Here is a 14,726-nt window from a genome sequence, read left to right as displayed (position 1 = left end):
GTTAAATTCACAATAGCGCAATGACATTTTCAAAAAAACCACGATAATGAGAAAATACTTTTCTGATTTTATTGATCATGAATACAGAAGATTTTCAATTTTTTATTCGGGTTGCAGATCTTGGCTCCATCAGTAAAGCTGCACAAGAAGCCAATATTTCGGTATCTGTTGCCAGCCAAAGGATTCAGCGATTAGAAAACAATCTACAGTTACGTTTATTTCACCGAAGCACAAGAAAATTAAACCTGACGGAAGAAGGAAAAATACTCATTGAGCACGGTCGCCCTTGGATTTCTGATTTTTTAAATGTACAACAGTCGTTAAAAGTCAAAGACCATACTCTCAATGGAACACTCAGAATTACAACATCTTCAACCTTTGGAACGAAAATTTTAACGGCTATTATTGCTGAGTTTTCTCTTTTGCATCCTGAGCTAAAAATTTATCTGGATTTAAATGACCAAAATATTGATCTCATCAAATATGGTATGGATTTGGCGATTAGAATTGGTCAGTTGAGAGATTCGAGCTTAATTGCAAAACCATTAACTTTAAATAAACGCTTATTGTGTGCATCTCCAGATTATCTGCAAAAATATGGTTGTCCTCAGACCCCATCTGAATTGACATTGCACCGATGTCTGTTACAACAGCATGAAAATGGTTTAACGGATCATTGGCAGTTGCTTGATGAAAATGCTGAATATCAAACTATCCGTGTCAATGGATATTTTACAACGAACTCTGGTGGAGCAATCAGACAGGCATCCTTATCTGGATTAGGCATATCCAATCATTCGATCTGGCATATCGCTGATGATTTAGCCTCAGGTAGACTTGTTCAGATCCTTCACAATTATCCCGTCGAATCTACTTCGATTTATGCTGTATGGCCAAATCGAAAACTTGTTCCACCCAAAATCCAATTCTTCTTAGAATACTTAAGCCATTACTTTCAATATCAATATCCGTGGTATGACGATAAAACCAATTAAACTTTTATCTAAACACATTCCAAATCCCCTGTTGATCCGCTTTAGGCACAGGTGTATGCCCAAGTTTGATCCACGGCATATTATCGCCATGAAAATCACTGCCAATTGAAACTTTTAATTCCAACAGTTCGATCATTCGATCGACCATTTGACGAGTAGATAAGGGCTCACCACTCGGTGGTAATTCCACCGCATCGCCTTTGAGTTGTGCAAACAGTTCAATCAAATAACGGACATTGGTCGCCGATAAATCATAGCGCGTCGGATGCGCCAATATTGCATAACCTTCACTCTGATGAATGATCTGAATGGTCTCTTGCAGACTCAAACCATCAAATTTTACAAAAGCGCGTTTACCTTCTTTTAAAAACCGATCAAAAGCCTGCTGCGGACGTGAAACAATACCCTTGTTCACGAGGGTTTTGGCAATATGCGTTCGCGTGATTCGATCTGCTTCTCCATCGACCAAAGTCAGCACATCTTCATAAATATCCTGTCCGATACAACTTTTAAGTAAATGGCAAATTTGTTTGGCACGTTCTGCACGAATCTTTTTTTGTATCGTAAGTGCATCTTGTAAAGGTTCTGGCTGTTGCATATCTAAGGCGACAATATGCACCCCATAGCTCTTTTTCGTGGCTGGGCGTGACCATTGACTGGAGATTTCAACACCAGAAATGATATGAATATCATACTGTTGAGCAGTTTTTCTAACAAACTCTACACCATCCATCGTATCGTGATCAGTCAAGGCCAGTGTATGAATACCACATTCAACTGCCGATTTGACCAATGCATCTGGTGACAAAGTTCCATCAGAAATATTGCTATGTGTATGTAAATCTATGCCTTGCATCTTTATACTATGCCACTTCGTTGATCCAGTTTAGATACTCTAACATGAAAGCACTTTTAGACTTTGTGCCCCTCATTATTTTCTTTTATTTATACAAAACCGTTGATCCCAAAGATACGCATCATCCCTTATTACAATTGATTGGATCAGCAGGTGGTGTCGATAACAATAATATTCTCGTCGCGACAACGGGTCTGATTATTTCCATGTTGGTTATTTATGGTGGTTTGTTCATTACCCAAAAGTTCCGTCTGGAAAAACAGCAATGGATTGTGCTGTTTATGACCGTCATTTTTGGCGGTATTACCTTGATGCTCAGTGATGATTTCTATATCCGTTTAAAAGCAGTGATTTTAAATCTGATTTTTGCAGGGGCATTTTTACTTTCACCGATGTTCAGTAAAGATAAGAAACCACTGATCCAACGTTTATTTGGCCCGATTTTTGAACTGAGTGAACAAGGCTGGAAAAACTTAAACTTTGCCTGGGCGGCCATGTTTGTGGTGATGTCGCTGTTACATTGCTTTTTTGCCTTTATTTTTATGCATGGCAAATATTGGGGTGAATTTACAGCTTTTGGTGACATGATCGTCATGTTTTCCTTTATCATTATTCAGTTTGTTGTATTGCGTAAATACTTTAAATCACCTGATGCTTAAATTGCTTTAAAATCAAACTCTGAGATTGACCTATGCCATTATTTGTAGTCACCTGTACCGACAATGACGGAACTGTAGAAAAACGTTTAGCTGTTCGCCCTCAACATCTTGAACGATTACAAAAACTGGATGATGAAGGTCGTCTGATTGTGGCAGGTGCAATGCCTAAAGATCCGACCAATCCACAAGCGGGTTTTTATGGCAGTACCATTATTGTAGACTTTGACAGCCGCGAAGCACTGGATACATGGCTCAAAGATGAGCCTTTCCTGCTTGAAGGGATCTATGCAAACATTGAAGTTAAACCATTCAATAAAGCATTTCCGAAAGAGTAAAATTATGTCAACCATTTCCAAAGTGCTTATTGGTTTATCACTATTATGTTCGACGGCATGGGCTGTTGAAGCTGTACCCAACGCAGCAGCTCCAACATCAGTGGCAGCAAGCGCCACGACAACYRCAACTGCAAAACCAGCGCCTGCCAATAGCGCTGTTGTGGCTGACCCAAATGCAGAAACCAAACCGTTAACAGCCGAACAAATTGCAAAAGCCAAAGCTGATCAGGACAATAAAATCAAGGCATTGGTTAAAGATCAGGCAGGACGACTCAAACAACTGGAACAAGCCAATCTGGATGCTTTAACTCAGAATCAAGAGTTACAACTCAAAAATGATAATTTGTTGGTTCAAGTTCAAGTCTTACAAAGTGAACGCAGTGCGCAAATGTTTTTGTACGGCGGTGCAGTCATGGGCGTAGGTGTATTTCTGGGCTTTCTGATTGCCAGTTATATTCACACCAAACGTCGTCGTCAGTGGTAAAATTCATCCTTTAAAACGATTTTAAAGGTTTTTCAGTGACAAGCTCTGGTATTGAAACGGCTGAACTGGATTGGGAATCTGTCGATGGCATTGATATTCCCATTTCCAGACAGTTTGGCGATGTTTATTTCTCTAAAGCCAATGGCTTACTTGAAACCCGACATGTCTTTTTAAATGGCAACGATCTCAGTTCACGATTAGCTCAATTACAGCCCTTTCAGTATTTCTGTGTCGGTGAAACAGGGTTTGGTACAGGCTTAAATATTTTAACATTGTGGCAACTCTGGCAACAGGTACGTCCAGCTAATCAGAGCCATTTACACGCCATCAGCGTTGAAAAATATCCTTTAAGCAAAACCGATTTGATTCGTGCATTGAATGCTTGGCCTGAACTCAAACCTCTTGCCGACCAACTTATTGCACAGTATCCACTTCCAATCGCAGGCTGTCATCGTTTAAGTTTTCCTGAAGAACGATTTAGTCTGGATCTATGGCTAGGTGATGCACATGATGTTTTCCCTATGATTGAAAAAACCAAAGCGGTTGATGCATGGTTTCTGGATGGCTTTGCACCCTCATGTAATCCAGAGCTTTGGGAAGAACAGGTGCTCAATCACATCGTCAGGCTTTCTGATATTGGGACAACTTTTGCATCGTTTAGTGTGGCAGGTGTACTCAAGCGCGGCCTTAAAAAACATGGCATTGCCATTTCCAGACCCAAAGGGTTTGGTCATAAACGTGAAATGCTCAAAGCAATCTGGCAACAGACTGAAGAAAAAACTGAATCATCTGCTATAGATCAGCCTACACAAGTCTTTAAACCTCAAAATATTGCGGTTATTGGGGCGGGAATCGCAGGTTTAAATGTGGCATGGGCATTGGCTCAACGTGGACACCACATCACCATCTATGAGCAGAAGCAACCCCTCTCAGGTGGATCAGGCAATCCGTTGGCCTTGCTTAATCCAAAACTCTGTCCGATTGAACAAGCGCATGAGCATTTAATGACCCTGACATGGCAATATGCTTTAAATTTTTATCCAAAATTTGAAGCTTTTCGTGCCATTCAAGTCAACCAAATGGCACAAAAAAATCCACAAGACTTACTCGATCTTGCAGAACAATATCCAGTTGGATTATTACAAACGCAAACGCCTGAACAGAGTCAAATTGCCACGACCTTGTCCAGTTTAAAGCTGACGCAGGCTGGCGCGGTTTCTCCGCATCAGCTTCGTGATCAAATCCTGAAACACCGCAATATTGACCTGAAAATTGGCAAAGTCACACAATTGATCGAAATCGGGTCGATAGTTCAACTCATACAAGATCAACATGTTTTAGCGGAGTCAGATCAAGTCGTCGTGTGTTGCGCTAAAGCCAGTTCAGACTTATTTGAACAGTACCCTGACCTAAAGCCGATTCGTGGTCAGGTCAGTTGGCTAAACAATAGCGAACACCCTTTAGCTCAAGACCAAGCGTATAGCTATGGCGGTTATTGTATGCAACTGGATGCTCAACATTTGATTTTAGGTGCATCGTTTTACCCAAATCGGGAGGATGAAGATGTTCTCCTAGAAGACCATGTGCATAACTTTCATTTAATCCGCAGCGTCTATCCAACTTATGCACAACACTTGCCAGATCCTGCCGTTTGGCAAGGACGCGCCTCTATCCGAGCGCAAACGGCTGATTATTTCCCATTACTCGGACAAGTTCAGGAAAACTCGCGTATCTTTACCTTTGCAGGTTTAGGTTCTAAAGGGTTTTTATTTGCGCCATTGTGTAGTGAAATATTGGCAGCCTTGATGTTGTATGAAGCCTGTCCCGTGCCAGCATCATTATTACAAAAATTAAATCCGCGCCGTTTCTTCAAAAAAGTTAAAACCAAGAAACCTTATTTTAATGCTTGATCCATTTTACCCAGTAAACCGTGTAACTCTTTTTGATGATTCTTGCTTGAAAAACAAAAGGCGCTTAAAGCGCCTTTTGTTTAAATAACTTAGCGATTAAGCAGGAATATCACGTTGTGAAACTGAACGAATCGCTTCTTTTAACGCATCATATCCATGAATCGCAGGGAATTGAGGAAATTCAGCAATCACATTATCTGGCGCATCAAACAAGAAACCATGATCCGCTTCGCCTAACATGGTGGTATCGTTATACGAATCACCTGCTGCAATTACACGAAAATTCAGACCATGCAAAGCTTTCACAGCTTCACGTTTTTGATCTGGTTGGCGCAGTTTATAAGCCGTGATCATACCTTTATCATCTGTTTCCAATTTATGACAGAAAATCGTAGGCCAACCTAGTTGTTGCATCAAAGGATGTGCAAATTCATAGAAGGTATCGGAAAGAATGATCAATTGAAAATGAGTACGTACCCATTCCACAAACTCTTTCGCCCCAGGCAATGGCCCCATATCCGCAATCACCGCCTGAATGTCGTTTAAACCTAAACCATGTTGTTTTAAAATATTTAAGCGCTGTGTCATGAGCACATCGTAGTCTGGAATATCACGCGTAGTGGCTTCAAGCTCTTTGATGCCTGTTTTTTTTGCAAAATTAATCCAGATTTCAGGAACCAAAACACCTTCCAAGTCTAAACAAACGATTTCCATGCTCACTCCAGCGGATTTTAAAAATGGCATTAGTTTAACATGTAGACTTTTCTGCACACACAATCTTTTAAACTCAAATTGAGCGATTATTCAGGTTGACGCTTCAAATTAGATTATAATAATCTGCAAAATCAGTTGATATCTAATAAGGCACACTGGAATGAGTTTAGATTTAGAACGTATCAATGCAGAATTAGGCAATGATGCTGAAAAGTTGATTGAATGGGCGCTGAGCCTGAATGAAAAAGCCATTGTGACGACGAATTTCCGTCCGTTTGAAGCCGTGATTTTGCATATGCTGACCCGTGTTAAACCAGACATCCAAGTCGTGTGGATGGATAATGGCTACAACACCGAAACCACCTATAAATATGTGGATGAAATTACGCAATTACTCAATCTCAATCTACTCACCTATCTACCGAAACGCTCTCGCGCCCATCGTGAAGCTTTGGAAGGCCCAGTACCTGCACTAGATGATCCAAAGCATGAAGCTTTCACCGCAGAAGTCAAACTAGAACCATTTGAACGTGCTTTACGCGAAACTGCACCGAAAGTCTGGTTTACGGCTTTACGTGCCACCGATACCGCAGTTCGTGCGGAAATGGACGCAGTCAGTATCAATCCAGATGGACTGATTAAGGTTGCACCATTACTCAAATGGACATCGAAAGACCTGTGGGAATATATGCAAAAACATAATCTTCCTGATAATGAAGATTATTTTGACCCGACCAAGGGTGAAGAACATCGTGAATGTGGCTTACACTTAAGTCATTAATGGCTTAGTTTTGAAAAGGTAGCTTATGAAAATGGCTACCTTTTTTATTGATCAAATGATTCAATCAAACAATGGCTTTCAAAGGTCATGTTTATCTCTTTTTTAAAGGAGATAATGAAAGAAAACCTTAACAGCGATGAATCAATGCCCCATAGAGACTTCATTTTCAAATGGACGAATAAGTCTATTTATAAACAACAAGTATTGAGTAAAATCAATGCTTCTGTGTTATCTCAACATTCATCACATTTTATTGGCTTTATGTACATTTTTGCTTATATACTAGTCATACACTTCTAATAGACACGTGTTCTATAATTCTAAAAACGTAGCTCATCAAGGGTTATTGATATAATTGCAGTGAGGCAATCCAAGCTATGCGCCCATTACACCCAATTGACTTTATATTCTTATCCTTAGAAAAAAGACAACAGCCTATGCATGTAGGCGGTCTGTTTTTATTTGAAATTCCAGAAAATGCCCCAGATACATTTATGCAAGATCTGGTCAACGATATTCGCAAATCTAAAACCATTCCTGTCCCGCCATTTAACAATCGACTGAGCGGCCTCTTTTGGGATGAAGATGAAGAGTTCGATCTGGACCATCACTTTCGACATGTCTCCTTACCCCACCCGGGACGTATTCGCGAGTTACTGATTTATATTTCTCAGGAACATAGCACCCTCATTGATCGGGCAAAACCACTCTGGACATGCAATATTATCGAAGGGATTGAAGGCAACCGTTTTGCCATGTACTTCAAAATTCATCATGCCATGGTGGATGGCGTTGCAGGGATGCATTTGATTGAAAAATCACTATCAGATGATCCAACAGAAAAAAGTATCGTTCCCCCTTGGTGTGTCGAAGGCAAACGCGCAAAACGTTTAAAAGAGTCCAAGCCGGGACGAATCAAAAAAGTGTTAATGGGCTTGAAAGATCAACTGCAAGCTACACCACGCGTGATGCAGGAACTTTCTCAAACACTGTTAAAAGACTTTGGGCGTAATCCTGATTATGTTTCAAGCTTTCAGGCACCGAGTTCAATATTGAATCAACGTGTCAGTTCTTCACGCCGTTTTGCGGCACAGTCATTTGAACTAGATCGCTTTCGTCATATTGCCAAAGCACTCGATGTCACCATCAATGATATCGTTTTGGCGGTGTGTTCTGGTGCATTACGCGAGTATCTAATTAGCCATCAAAGCTTGCCAAATAAACCATTAATTGCGATGGTGCCAGCTTCGTTACGCAGTGATGACTCTGACGTCAGTAATCGAATTACCATGATTCTGGCAAATCTGGCGACCCATAAAGATGATCCTTTAGAACGCTTACAAACGATTCGTCGTAGCGTACAAAATGCCAAACAGCGCTTTAAACGCATGACCAGTGATCAGATTTTAAACTATAGTGCTGTGGTCTATGGTCCTGCTGGACTGAATATCTTATCTGGCATGATGCCAAAACATCAGGCATTTAATCTGGTCATTTCCAATGTTCCTGGCCCACGTGAGCCACTTTACTGGAATGGCGCTAAACTAGATGCACTTTACCCTGCTTCTATTGTCCTTGATGGACAAGCGCTAAACATCACCATGACCAGTTATCTGGATAAACTTGAAGTGGGTTTAACCGCTTGCCGTAATGCGTTGCCACGTATGCAAAATTTATTGACACATCTGGAAGATGAAATTCTTCGTTTTGAACAACTAATTGCAGAAAAAGAAAGTATGCAACAACGTCAAACTCAAGTCAGTGCAGTCAGTTAAGCCATCACAAGAATAAAATAAGGGGCTTGATATGCCCCTTATTTTTTAATGGTACGACATTGTTTGAGTAATTGATGACACACTGAGCGGATCATCGCGGTGGTAATTTGTACTTCTTTACCTTGATCGTCCACCATATAACATGTATTCACAACATTGCTGCTGTCCATGACATGTTTTAAACCTTGACCAAGTAATCTTTCACTTACATTCATGCTAGAGAACCTCGACTTGCTAAGACGTCTAAAAAGGGAGAATTTGTCTTTGGCTACTGGATATGTCTAGTATTTAAAATTCGCAGGCGAAAGTAAAATTTCAGTTGTAACAAGGATTAAGCGAAATCCTGTTACAATTTCAGCTTAAAATGATGTCATATTGCTCTTGCGTGTATAAATTTTCGACCTGAAATTTTATGACACGATTCACAAAATGCTCCAAATCCGCGACAGCAGTAGCTTCCGCAGTCAATAAGCGATCGATCACCGCAGGATGCGCAACGACAGTAAAGCCACTCTTGGATTCAAATGCTCGGGTATATCTTAAAATTTCTCGAAATATCTCGTAACACACTGTTTCTGCTGTCTTCACATAACCCCGCCCCTGACAAGTCGGGCAGGACTCACACAGCAAATGCTCCAAAGATTCGCGCGTACGCTTGCGCGTCATTTCTACCAAACCAAGCTCAGACACTTGTGTAATTTTGGTTTTGGCATGGTCACGTTCCAGCATTTTTTCGAGCTGACGCATCACTTCTTCACGATGCAAGGCCTCTTGCATATCGATGAAATCAATGATAATAATACCGCCCAGATTACGAAGTCGTAACTGACGTGCAATGACCTGTGTCGCTTCCATATTGGTTTTAAAAACCGTGTCTTCGAGACTACGACCGCCTACATAAGAGCCGGTATTAACATCAATGGTGGTCATCGCTTCGGTTTGATCGATCATCAAATAACCGCCAGACTTTAAGGCAACCCGAGTCTGTAAAGCCTTTTGAATATCTTCTTCGACATTATATAAATCGAATAATGGACGCTCGCCGGGATAATGAATCAATCGATCTTTGATATTGGGGACAAATTCATCGATAAATTCCACCAGTTTTGCATGAATTTCACGTGAATCTACATATACCTTTGAGGTTTCTTCATTGGCTAAGTCTCGGATTACCCGCTGTGGTAAAGGTAATTCTTCAAAAATTAGATTTGGAACGACACCACCTTTTTGCTTACGTTGAATAAACTCCCATAGCTTCGCCAAATAACACATATCCTGCGCAATCGATGCTTCATCAATCCCATCAGCCGCCGTTCGAACAATCACACTCCCCGGCAAATTGTGTTCTTTTTGAATACGCTCAATCATGCTACGCAGACGATCTCGTTCTTCTTCCGATTCAATCCGCTGTGACACCCCAATATGATTACCATAAGGCATCAGAACCAGATAGCGTGAAGGAATGGAGAGATCAGTACTTAAACGCGCGCCTTTAGTACCAAGCATATCTTTCATCACTTGCACAGTGAGAATTTGCCCCGGATGTAAAAGCTCAAAAACATTTGGCATTGGCTGCGAACGTGGCCAAACCATGTCATTGATATGTAGAAATGCAGTTCGGGATAATCCAATATCGACAAAAGCCGCCTGCATACCCGGCAATACACGAACCACTTTTCCTGTATAGATATTGCCGACCAAGCCACGTTTGACTGTCCGCTCAACAAATAATTCGTTGACTGTTCCGTTTTGGATTAATGCCACCCGACACTCCATAGGCGTGACATTAATCAGTAGTTCTTCTGACATACTCAAACTCAAAATGTTATAAAAATTCTTGTTCCAGAGTTAAAGAAGATCAAGCGTCCAATCTAATCGATTAATTAAAGCCGCCGTTTTCCCCTATAAACTTAACTCTTTTTAATAACTGTATTGTCTCGAATAAAGGCAAGCCCACTACATTGCTATAACTGCCTTCAATTCGAGGAATAAATTGGGCAGCTGCTCCCTGTATGGCATATGCGCCTGCTTTACCCACAGGTTCCCCTGTTGCCCAATAATTTTCCATATCTGCTTGAGTTAAATGCTGAAATTCAACTCGAGTCTGTACAACTTGACTCAAAAAATCACTTGCAGTGGCTACACAAATTCCAGAAAAAACATCGTGCTGACGACCGGACAATGCGGTCCAGATTTCAAAAGCATGCGCTTTAGATTCTGGCTTTCCAATGATCTTACCATCAAGTCCCAAACTTGTATCCGCTGCTAATATCACTGCATCTGGACACTGGCTAAAAATGACTTGAGCTTTTTCTCGTGCCAGACGTTCAACATAACTCGAAACGGATTCATTGTCCTGTATAGATTCATCAATATCTGGACGAACAATATCAAAGTTCAAACCAAGTTGTCTAAGCAGCTCTTGTCGTCTGGCCGAGCTTGACGCCAAAATTAAATGCGCCATTTATGTAAACAATAATAAATGATCGGCCAACATAAAATACTGGTCATCAACGGTTGCCAATGGCGAGCAATGGAAAAATGGAAGCCTCCCATGATTTGCGCCATCCACATAAAAACCAAATGCGCAATCAAGGCTAAAATCACAATCGTCCATAAGTTCATAAACGTTAAAATCCGTCTTTCACGAGTGAAATAACGCACAATAAACGTGATCAGAACAAAACTCAGCGCATTGAGTCCTAATGGCGAATCGATTAATAAATCGGTAAATAATCCAGTGGCAAAGGCGAACCAGACGCCACACCACGTTGGCTGACACAGCACCCAGAACAGCATGACCATCAACATCACCAATGGTCGCCAGCCCGAAACATCATAGGACAATGGATAAATCATTAAAATCGAACTGATGACTATTGAAATAATAATAATGATCAGAGGATCTTTACGCTTTTCATATTTTAACTTAGCGATTGGCATACGGTTGCTCCATCGCTAGGGATTCAGAAAATAACACCACAACATGATGTCCACTGGCCAACTGCGCCGCAGGAGTCACATCAATTTCAGAGAACTCACCCGAATTATGTCGACGGACCAACGAGACTGTTCCCACCAGATAACCTGCGGGGAAATGTTCGCCCAATCCCGAACTATAGACTTTATCCCCAATCTGTACATTGGCACTTGTGGGAACATATTCCATTTTTAAACGTCCAAGATCGCCAGTTCCAGACACGATGGCGCGCATCCCAGTCCGTTCCAGACGCACAGAAAGTGAATGTTCTTTATCTGAAAGCAGCATGATACGTGAACTATGTGGATAGACATTAATGACCTGCCCCATAATCCCCTTATCATCCAAAACTGTTTGACCGACTTTAATCTGATTGGTCTCGCCGCGGTTGATAATAATGATATGACGCAATGGATCTGCATCTGTCCCGATCACTTCTGCAATTTCCATACGCCCATCAATAATTAAAGGCGTATCCAATAACCCTCGCAAACGGGTATTTTCCGCAGAGAGTTCAGATAATTTTTGTAGGCGCACCTGTGCCTGAAGCAACTCAGCCTGCATCGCTGTATTTTCACGACGTAACTGGGTTTCAGACTTGGTTTGTTGGTTGAGCCATTCTCGCGACAGTACAGGATAGCTGGCTAGTGCATAAATCGGGTTATATGCAGCATAGGTCACATCCCTCGCAGGCTTGATAACATGAGGCATACGCCAGTTAATAAACAGCAACACCAGACATGTAATAACCGCGATGACAAACGAGCGAAAAGATGGCGGTTGTCTTGAAAAAAGATTCGGTTGCACCGCCTCGTCCTTAAAAAGTATTAACCAACAAAGAGCATGTCATGATTTGGGTTATCAAAGAACTCCAGTACTTTACCGCCACCACGTGTCACACAAGTCAGAGGATCTTCTGCAACGACCACAGGTAAGCCTGTTTCCTGAGCAAGTAACTTATCCAGATTACGCAATAAAGCACCGCCGCCTGTTAAGACAATTCCGCGCTCTGCGATATCAGAAGAGAGTTCAGGTGGCGTTTGTTCAAGTGCTGATTTCACCGCACTGACAATGCTTTGAAGTGGATCAGAAATCGCTTGCATGACTTCATCAGAAGTCACGGTAATTGAGCGAGGTACACCTTCTGCCAAATTACGACCACGAACTTCTATTTCCAAGGTCTGACCATCTGAAACAGCCATGCCCACTTCTTTTTTGATAATTTCAGCCGTCGTTTCACCAATCACACAGCCATGCGCCTTACGCACATAATGAATAATCTGTTCATCGAACACATCACCACCAATACGTAGTGAATCGGCATATACACAGCCTTGTAGTGAGATAATCGCAATCTCGGTGGTACCGCCACCCACATCAACCACCATCGAACCACACGCTTGTTCAACTGGCATACCTGCACCAATCGCAGCGGCCATCGGCTCTTCAATTAAACGCACATCACGCGCACCTGCATTAAATACAGCCTCACGGATGGCACGGCGTTCAACTAAAGTTGATTTGCATGGCACACACACCACCACACGTGGTGCGGGTGGAAATAAGCGTTTTTCATGTACTTTACCAATAAATTGGTTCAACATGGTTTCGGTGACTTCGAAATCAGCAATCACACCGTCTTTCATTGGACGAATCGCGGAAATATTGGCTGGTGTACGACCTAACATTTGTTTAGCATCGAGACCTACCGCAGCTACAATTTTCTGCGAACCACTGTGACGAATCGCCACAACAGTCGGCTCATTTAATATAATACCTCGGCCTGGTGCATAAATCAGTGTATTTGCTGTACCTAAATCAATGGCTAGATCTGGCGAAAACAAGCCAATTAGTCGTTTTAGAATCACGGGTCGTTCTCAGTTAAACTTTATATGGACGCAAGTTGGCAACTTTAACTAAATGTGATGCTTTGAACAAGTCAATCGCTTATTATAAGCCACATTATTTGCAAATTTTTAATACTGACTTAGGTGATGTTATGTCTACATCGGATGCTCAGCATTCAGATTTAAATGCACAAACCGTATCTCAAATCGCCAATCTTGCTCGATTGTCGCTTAATGATACGCAATCTAGCGACTATGCTCAAAGTCTAAATAAAATTTTAGACATGATGGACAGCCTAAAAAGCATTGATACTGAGGGTGTTGAACCTCTGAAAAGTCCGTTTGACAACCCGCAGCCCTTGCGTGCCGATGTGGTCACTGAAAGCAATCATCGCGATGAATATCAAGCAGTTGCACCTGAAACGCAGGACGGACTTTATCTGGTTCCACGCGTCATTGAATAGTTAAAAACAGATAAATTCTTTGTGATTTATCTCCCTAAATTTTAGAATTTGACGATATAGAATTTTTACTTATGACAGATTTACATCGCTTATCTATTCGTGAACTTTCCGAAGGCTTAAGCCAGACGAAATTTTCCTCACGCGAATTGACTCAACATTATCTGGATCGTATTGCCAAGCTTGACACAAAGATTCAAAGTTATGTGACTGTTACACCTGAACAAGCACTGGCTGAAGCCGATGCCGCGGATGCCGCATTCAAAGCAGGTCATGCCACCGTATTAACAGGCATTCCGTTAGCACATAAAGATATTTTCTGTACCCAAGGCATTAAAACCACTGCGGGTTCAAAAATGCTGGATAACTTTATCTCTCCTTATGATGCTACTGTGGTTGCCAAAGCCAAAGCAGCAGGTCTGGTCACTTTGGGTAAAGTGAATATGGATGAGTTTGCCATGGGCTCAACCTCAGAAAGCTCCTATTTCGGTGCGACCAAAAACCCGTGGGCGGTGGATCGAGTTCCTGGTGGTTCGTCTGGCGGTTCAGCAGCAGCAGTGGCGGCTGATCTTGCACCTTTTGCTACAGGGACAGATACAGGCGGGTCGATTCGTCAACCTGCTTCATTCTGCGGCTTAACGGGCTTAAAACCGACTTATGGTCGTGTCTCTCGCTTCGGTATGATCGCCTATGCATCTTCACTGGATCAAGGCGGGCCAATGGCACGTTCGGCTGAAGATTGTGCCTATTTGATGAATGTGATTGCAGGACATGATGCCAAAGATTCCACATCGGTCGATAAAGAAGTCGATGATTACGTTGCGAATCTAAATGCAACCTCGTTGAAAGGCTTGCGTATTGGGATTCCAAAACAATACTTCAATGTGGCAGGTTTAGATGCTGACGTTAAAGCACGTGTTGAAGAATCA

At 41.8% G+C, this 14,726-nt stretch carries 17 protein-coding genes; 9 read left to right on the top strand and 8 right to left on the bottom strand.

The features are described 5' to 3' along the window. The first annotated feature begins 77 nt into the window (after window positions 1-77). A complete protein-coding gene (locus tag JR005_RS07740; RefSeq protein ID WP_218664830.1) occupies window positions 78-995 on the top strand; it encodes a LysR family transcriptional regulator in 918 nt (305 codons plus the stop codon). 4 nt (window positions 996-999) lie between these two features. Here JR005_RS07740 and JR005_RS07735 read toward each other — a convergent pair whose 3' ends face one another. Then, window positions 1,000-1,851: a PHP domain-containing protein gene (locus tag JR005_RS07735; protein WP_218664829.1), complete on the bottom strand. Its 852-nt coding sequence runs from the start codon at window positions 1,849-1,851 to the stop codon at window positions 1,000-1,002. A 44-nt stretch (window positions 1,852-1,895) separates the two neighbouring features. Here JR005_RS07735 and JR005_RS07730 point away from each other — a divergent pair, with 44 nt between their 5' ends. The 4 genes from JR005_RS07730 to mnmC are packed head-to-tail and all read left to right on the top strand — an operon-like array spanning window position 1,896 to window position 5,239. Further along, window positions 1,896-2,510, top strand: a complete 615-nt coding sequence (locus tag JR005_RS07730) for a septation protein IspZ (protein WP_004994898.1) — start codon at window positions 1,896-1,898, stop codon at window positions 2,508-2,510. A 32-nt stretch (window positions 2,511-2,542) separates the two neighbouring features. After that, a complete protein-coding gene (locus tag JR005_RS07725; RefSeq protein WP_004992606.1) occupies window positions 2,543-2,845 on the top strand; it encodes a YciI family protein in 303 nt (100 codons plus the stop codon). Window positions 2,846-2,849: 4 nt separating this feature from the next. Beyond that, complete coding sequence (locus JR005_RS07720; protein ID WP_218664828.1) at window positions 2,850-3,329, top strand: hypothetical protein; 480 nt, start codon at window positions 2,850-2,852, stop codon at window positions 3,327-3,329. Between the two features lie 35 nt (window positions 3,330-3,364). After that, window positions 3,365-5,239, top strand: a complete 1,875-nt coding sequence (gene mnmC / locus JR005_RS07715; protein WP_218664827.1) for an FAD-dependent 5-carboxymethylaminomethyl-2-thiouridine(34) oxidoreductase MnmC — start codon at window positions 3,365-3,367, stop codon at window positions 5,237-5,239. A 96-nt stretch (window positions 5,240-5,335) separates the two neighbouring features. On the opposite strand, the gene thrH is transcribed toward mnmC, so the two are convergent. Then, a complete protein-coding gene (thrH, locus tag JR005_RS07710; protein ID WP_004992598.1) occupies window positions 5,336-5,953 on the bottom strand; it encodes a bifunctional phosphoserine phosphatase/homoserine phosphotransferase ThrH in 618 nt (205 codons plus the stop codon). A 160-nt stretch (window positions 5,954-6,113) separates the two neighbouring features. Between thrH and JR005_RS07705 the strand changes: the two genes are divergently transcribed. Together JR005_RS07705 and JR005_RS07700 are read left to right on the top strand one after the other, a co-directional pair. Beyond that, window positions 6,114-6,734 (top strand): phosphoadenosine phosphosulfate reductase family protein, encoded by a 621-nt coding sequence (locus JR005_RS07705; protein ID WP_151832337.1) that lies wholly within the window; start codon window positions 6,114-6,116, stop codon window positions 6,732-6,734. Between the two features lie 377 nt (window positions 6,735-7,111). After that, on the top strand, window positions 7,112-8,509 hold the full coding sequence (locus JR005_RS07700) for a WS/DGAT/MGAT family O-acyltransferase (protein WP_218664826.1): 1,398 nt from the start codon (window positions 7,112-7,114) through the stop codon (window positions 8,507-8,509). A 38-nt stretch (window positions 8,510-8,547) separates the two neighbouring features. Here the strand turns inward: JR005_RS07700 and JR005_RS07695 are convergent, their stop codons facing one another. The 6 genes from JR005_RS07695 to JR005_RS07670 form a co-directional block, all read right to left on the bottom strand. Continuing rightward, window positions 8,548-8,724, bottom strand: a complete 177-nt coding sequence (locus tag JR005_RS07695) for a PA1571 family protein (protein ID WP_004992592.1) — start codon at window positions 8,722-8,724, stop codon at window positions 8,548-8,550. Window positions 8,725-8,863: 139 nt separating this feature from the next. Then, window positions 8,864-10,318 carry a ribonuclease G gene (gene rng / locus JR005_RS07690; RefSeq protein WP_004992590.1) on the bottom strand — a complete coding sequence of 485 codons (1,455 nt, stop codon included), beginning with the start codon at window positions 10,316-10,318 and terminating at the stop codon, window positions 8,864-8,866. 70 nt (window positions 10,319-10,388) lie between these two features. Further along, window positions 10,389-10,973 carry a Maf-like protein gene (locus JR005_RS07685; protein WP_004992589.1) on the bottom strand — a complete coding sequence of 195 codons (585 nt, stop codon included), beginning with the start codon at window positions 10,971-10,973 and terminating at the stop codon, window positions 10,389-10,391. After that, window positions 10,961-11,452 (bottom strand): rod shape-determining protein MreD, encoded by a 492-nt coding sequence (mreD, locus tag JR005_RS07680; protein WP_004992586.1) that lies wholly within the window; start codon window positions 11,450-11,452, stop codon window positions 10,961-10,963. The genes JR005_RS07685 and mreD overlap by 13 nt, the downstream gene beginning before the upstream one ends. Then, window positions 11,439-12,296 (bottom strand): rod shape-determining protein MreC, encoded by an 858-nt coding sequence (gene mreC, locus JR005_RS07675; RefSeq protein ID WP_004992584.1) that lies wholly within the window; start codon window positions 12,294-12,296, stop codon window positions 11,439-11,441. The genes mreD and mreC overlap by 14 nt, the downstream gene beginning before the upstream one ends. A gap of 20 nt (window positions 12,297-12,316) precedes the next feature. Beyond that, window positions 12,317-13,357 carry a rod shape-determining protein gene (locus JR005_RS07670; RefSeq protein ID WP_004992581.1) on the bottom strand — a complete coding sequence of 347 codons (1,041 nt, stop codon included), beginning with the start codon at window positions 13,355-13,357 and terminating at the stop codon, window positions 12,317-12,319. A 131-nt stretch (window positions 13,358-13,488) separates the two neighbouring features. Here JR005_RS07670 and gatC point away from each other — a divergent pair, with 131 nt between their 5' ends. Next, window positions 13,489-13,800 (top strand): Asp-tRNA(Asn)/Glu-tRNA(Gln) amidotransferase subunit GatC, encoded by a 312-nt coding sequence (gene gatC, locus JR005_RS07665; protein WP_004992579.1) that lies wholly within the window; start codon window positions 13,489-13,491, stop codon window positions 13,798-13,800. 71 nt (window positions 13,801-13,871) lie between these two features. Continuing rightward, the coding region (locus JR005_RS14755; protein WP_267460104.1) for an amidase at window positions 13,872-14,726 on the top strand (855 nt) is incomplete at its 3' end.

Source organism: Acinetobacter sp. Colony158 (assembly GCF_019264745.1).
In the GTDB taxonomy this organism is placed as follows: domain Bacteria; phylum Pseudomonadota; class Gammaproteobacteria; order Pseudomonadales; family Moraxellaceae; genus Acinetobacter; species Acinetobacter ursingii.
The sequence above is the reverse complement of the archived record's forward strand: the minus strand, read 5'-3'. Positions and strand labels throughout refer to the sequence as shown.

What these genes read in the sequence shown, in the direction of transcription:
- JR005_RS07740 (WP_218664830.1), top strand. Translation starts at nt 78, where the DNA reads ATGAATACAGAAGATTTTCAATTTTTTATTCGGGTTGCAGATCTTGGC.
- JR005_RS07735 (WP_218664829.1), bottom strand. Translation starts at nt 1,851, where the DNA reads ATGCAAGGCATAGATTTACATACACATAGCAATATTTCTGATGGAACT.
- JR005_RS07730 (WP_004994898.1), top strand. Translation starts at nt 1,896, where the DNA reads ATGAAAGCACTTTTAGACTTTGTGCCCCTCATTATTTTCTTTTATTTA.
- JR005_RS07725 (WP_004992606.1), top strand. Translation starts at nt 2,543, where the DNA reads ATGCCATTATTTGTAGTCACCTGTACCGACAATGACGGAACTGTAGAA.
- thrH (WP_004992598.1), bottom strand. Translation starts at nt 5,953, where the DNA reads ATGGAAATCGTTTGTTTAGACTTGGAAGGTGTTTTGGTTCCTGAAATC.
- JR005_RS07705 (WP_151832337.1), top strand. Translation starts at nt 6,114, where the DNA reads ATGAGTTTAGATTTAGAACGTATCAATGCAGAATTAGGCAATGATGCT.
- JR005_RS07700 (WP_218664826.1), top strand. Translation starts at nt 7,112, where the DNA reads ATGCGCCCATTACACCCAATTGACTTTATATTCTTATCCTTAGAAAAA.
- JR005_RS07695 (WP_004992592.1), bottom strand. Translation starts at nt 8,724, where the DNA reads ATGAATGTAAGTGAAAGATTACTTGGTCAAGGTTTAAAACATGTCATG.
- rng (WP_004992590.1), bottom strand. Translation starts at nt 10,318, where the DNA reads ATGTCAGAAGAACTACTGATTAATGTCACGCCTATGGAGTGTCGGGTG.
- JR005_RS07685 (WP_004992589.1), bottom strand. Translation starts at nt 10,973, where the DNA reads ATGGCGCATTTAATTTTGGCGTCAAGCTCGGCCAGACGACAAGAGCTG.
- mreD (WP_004992586.1), bottom strand. Translation starts at nt 11,452, where the DNA reads ATGCCAATCGCTAAGTTAAAATATGAAAAGCGTAAAGATCCTCTGATC.
- gatC (WP_004992579.1), top strand. Translation starts at nt 13,489, where the DNA reads ATGTCTACATCGGATGCTCAGCATTCAGATTTAAATGCACAAACCGTA.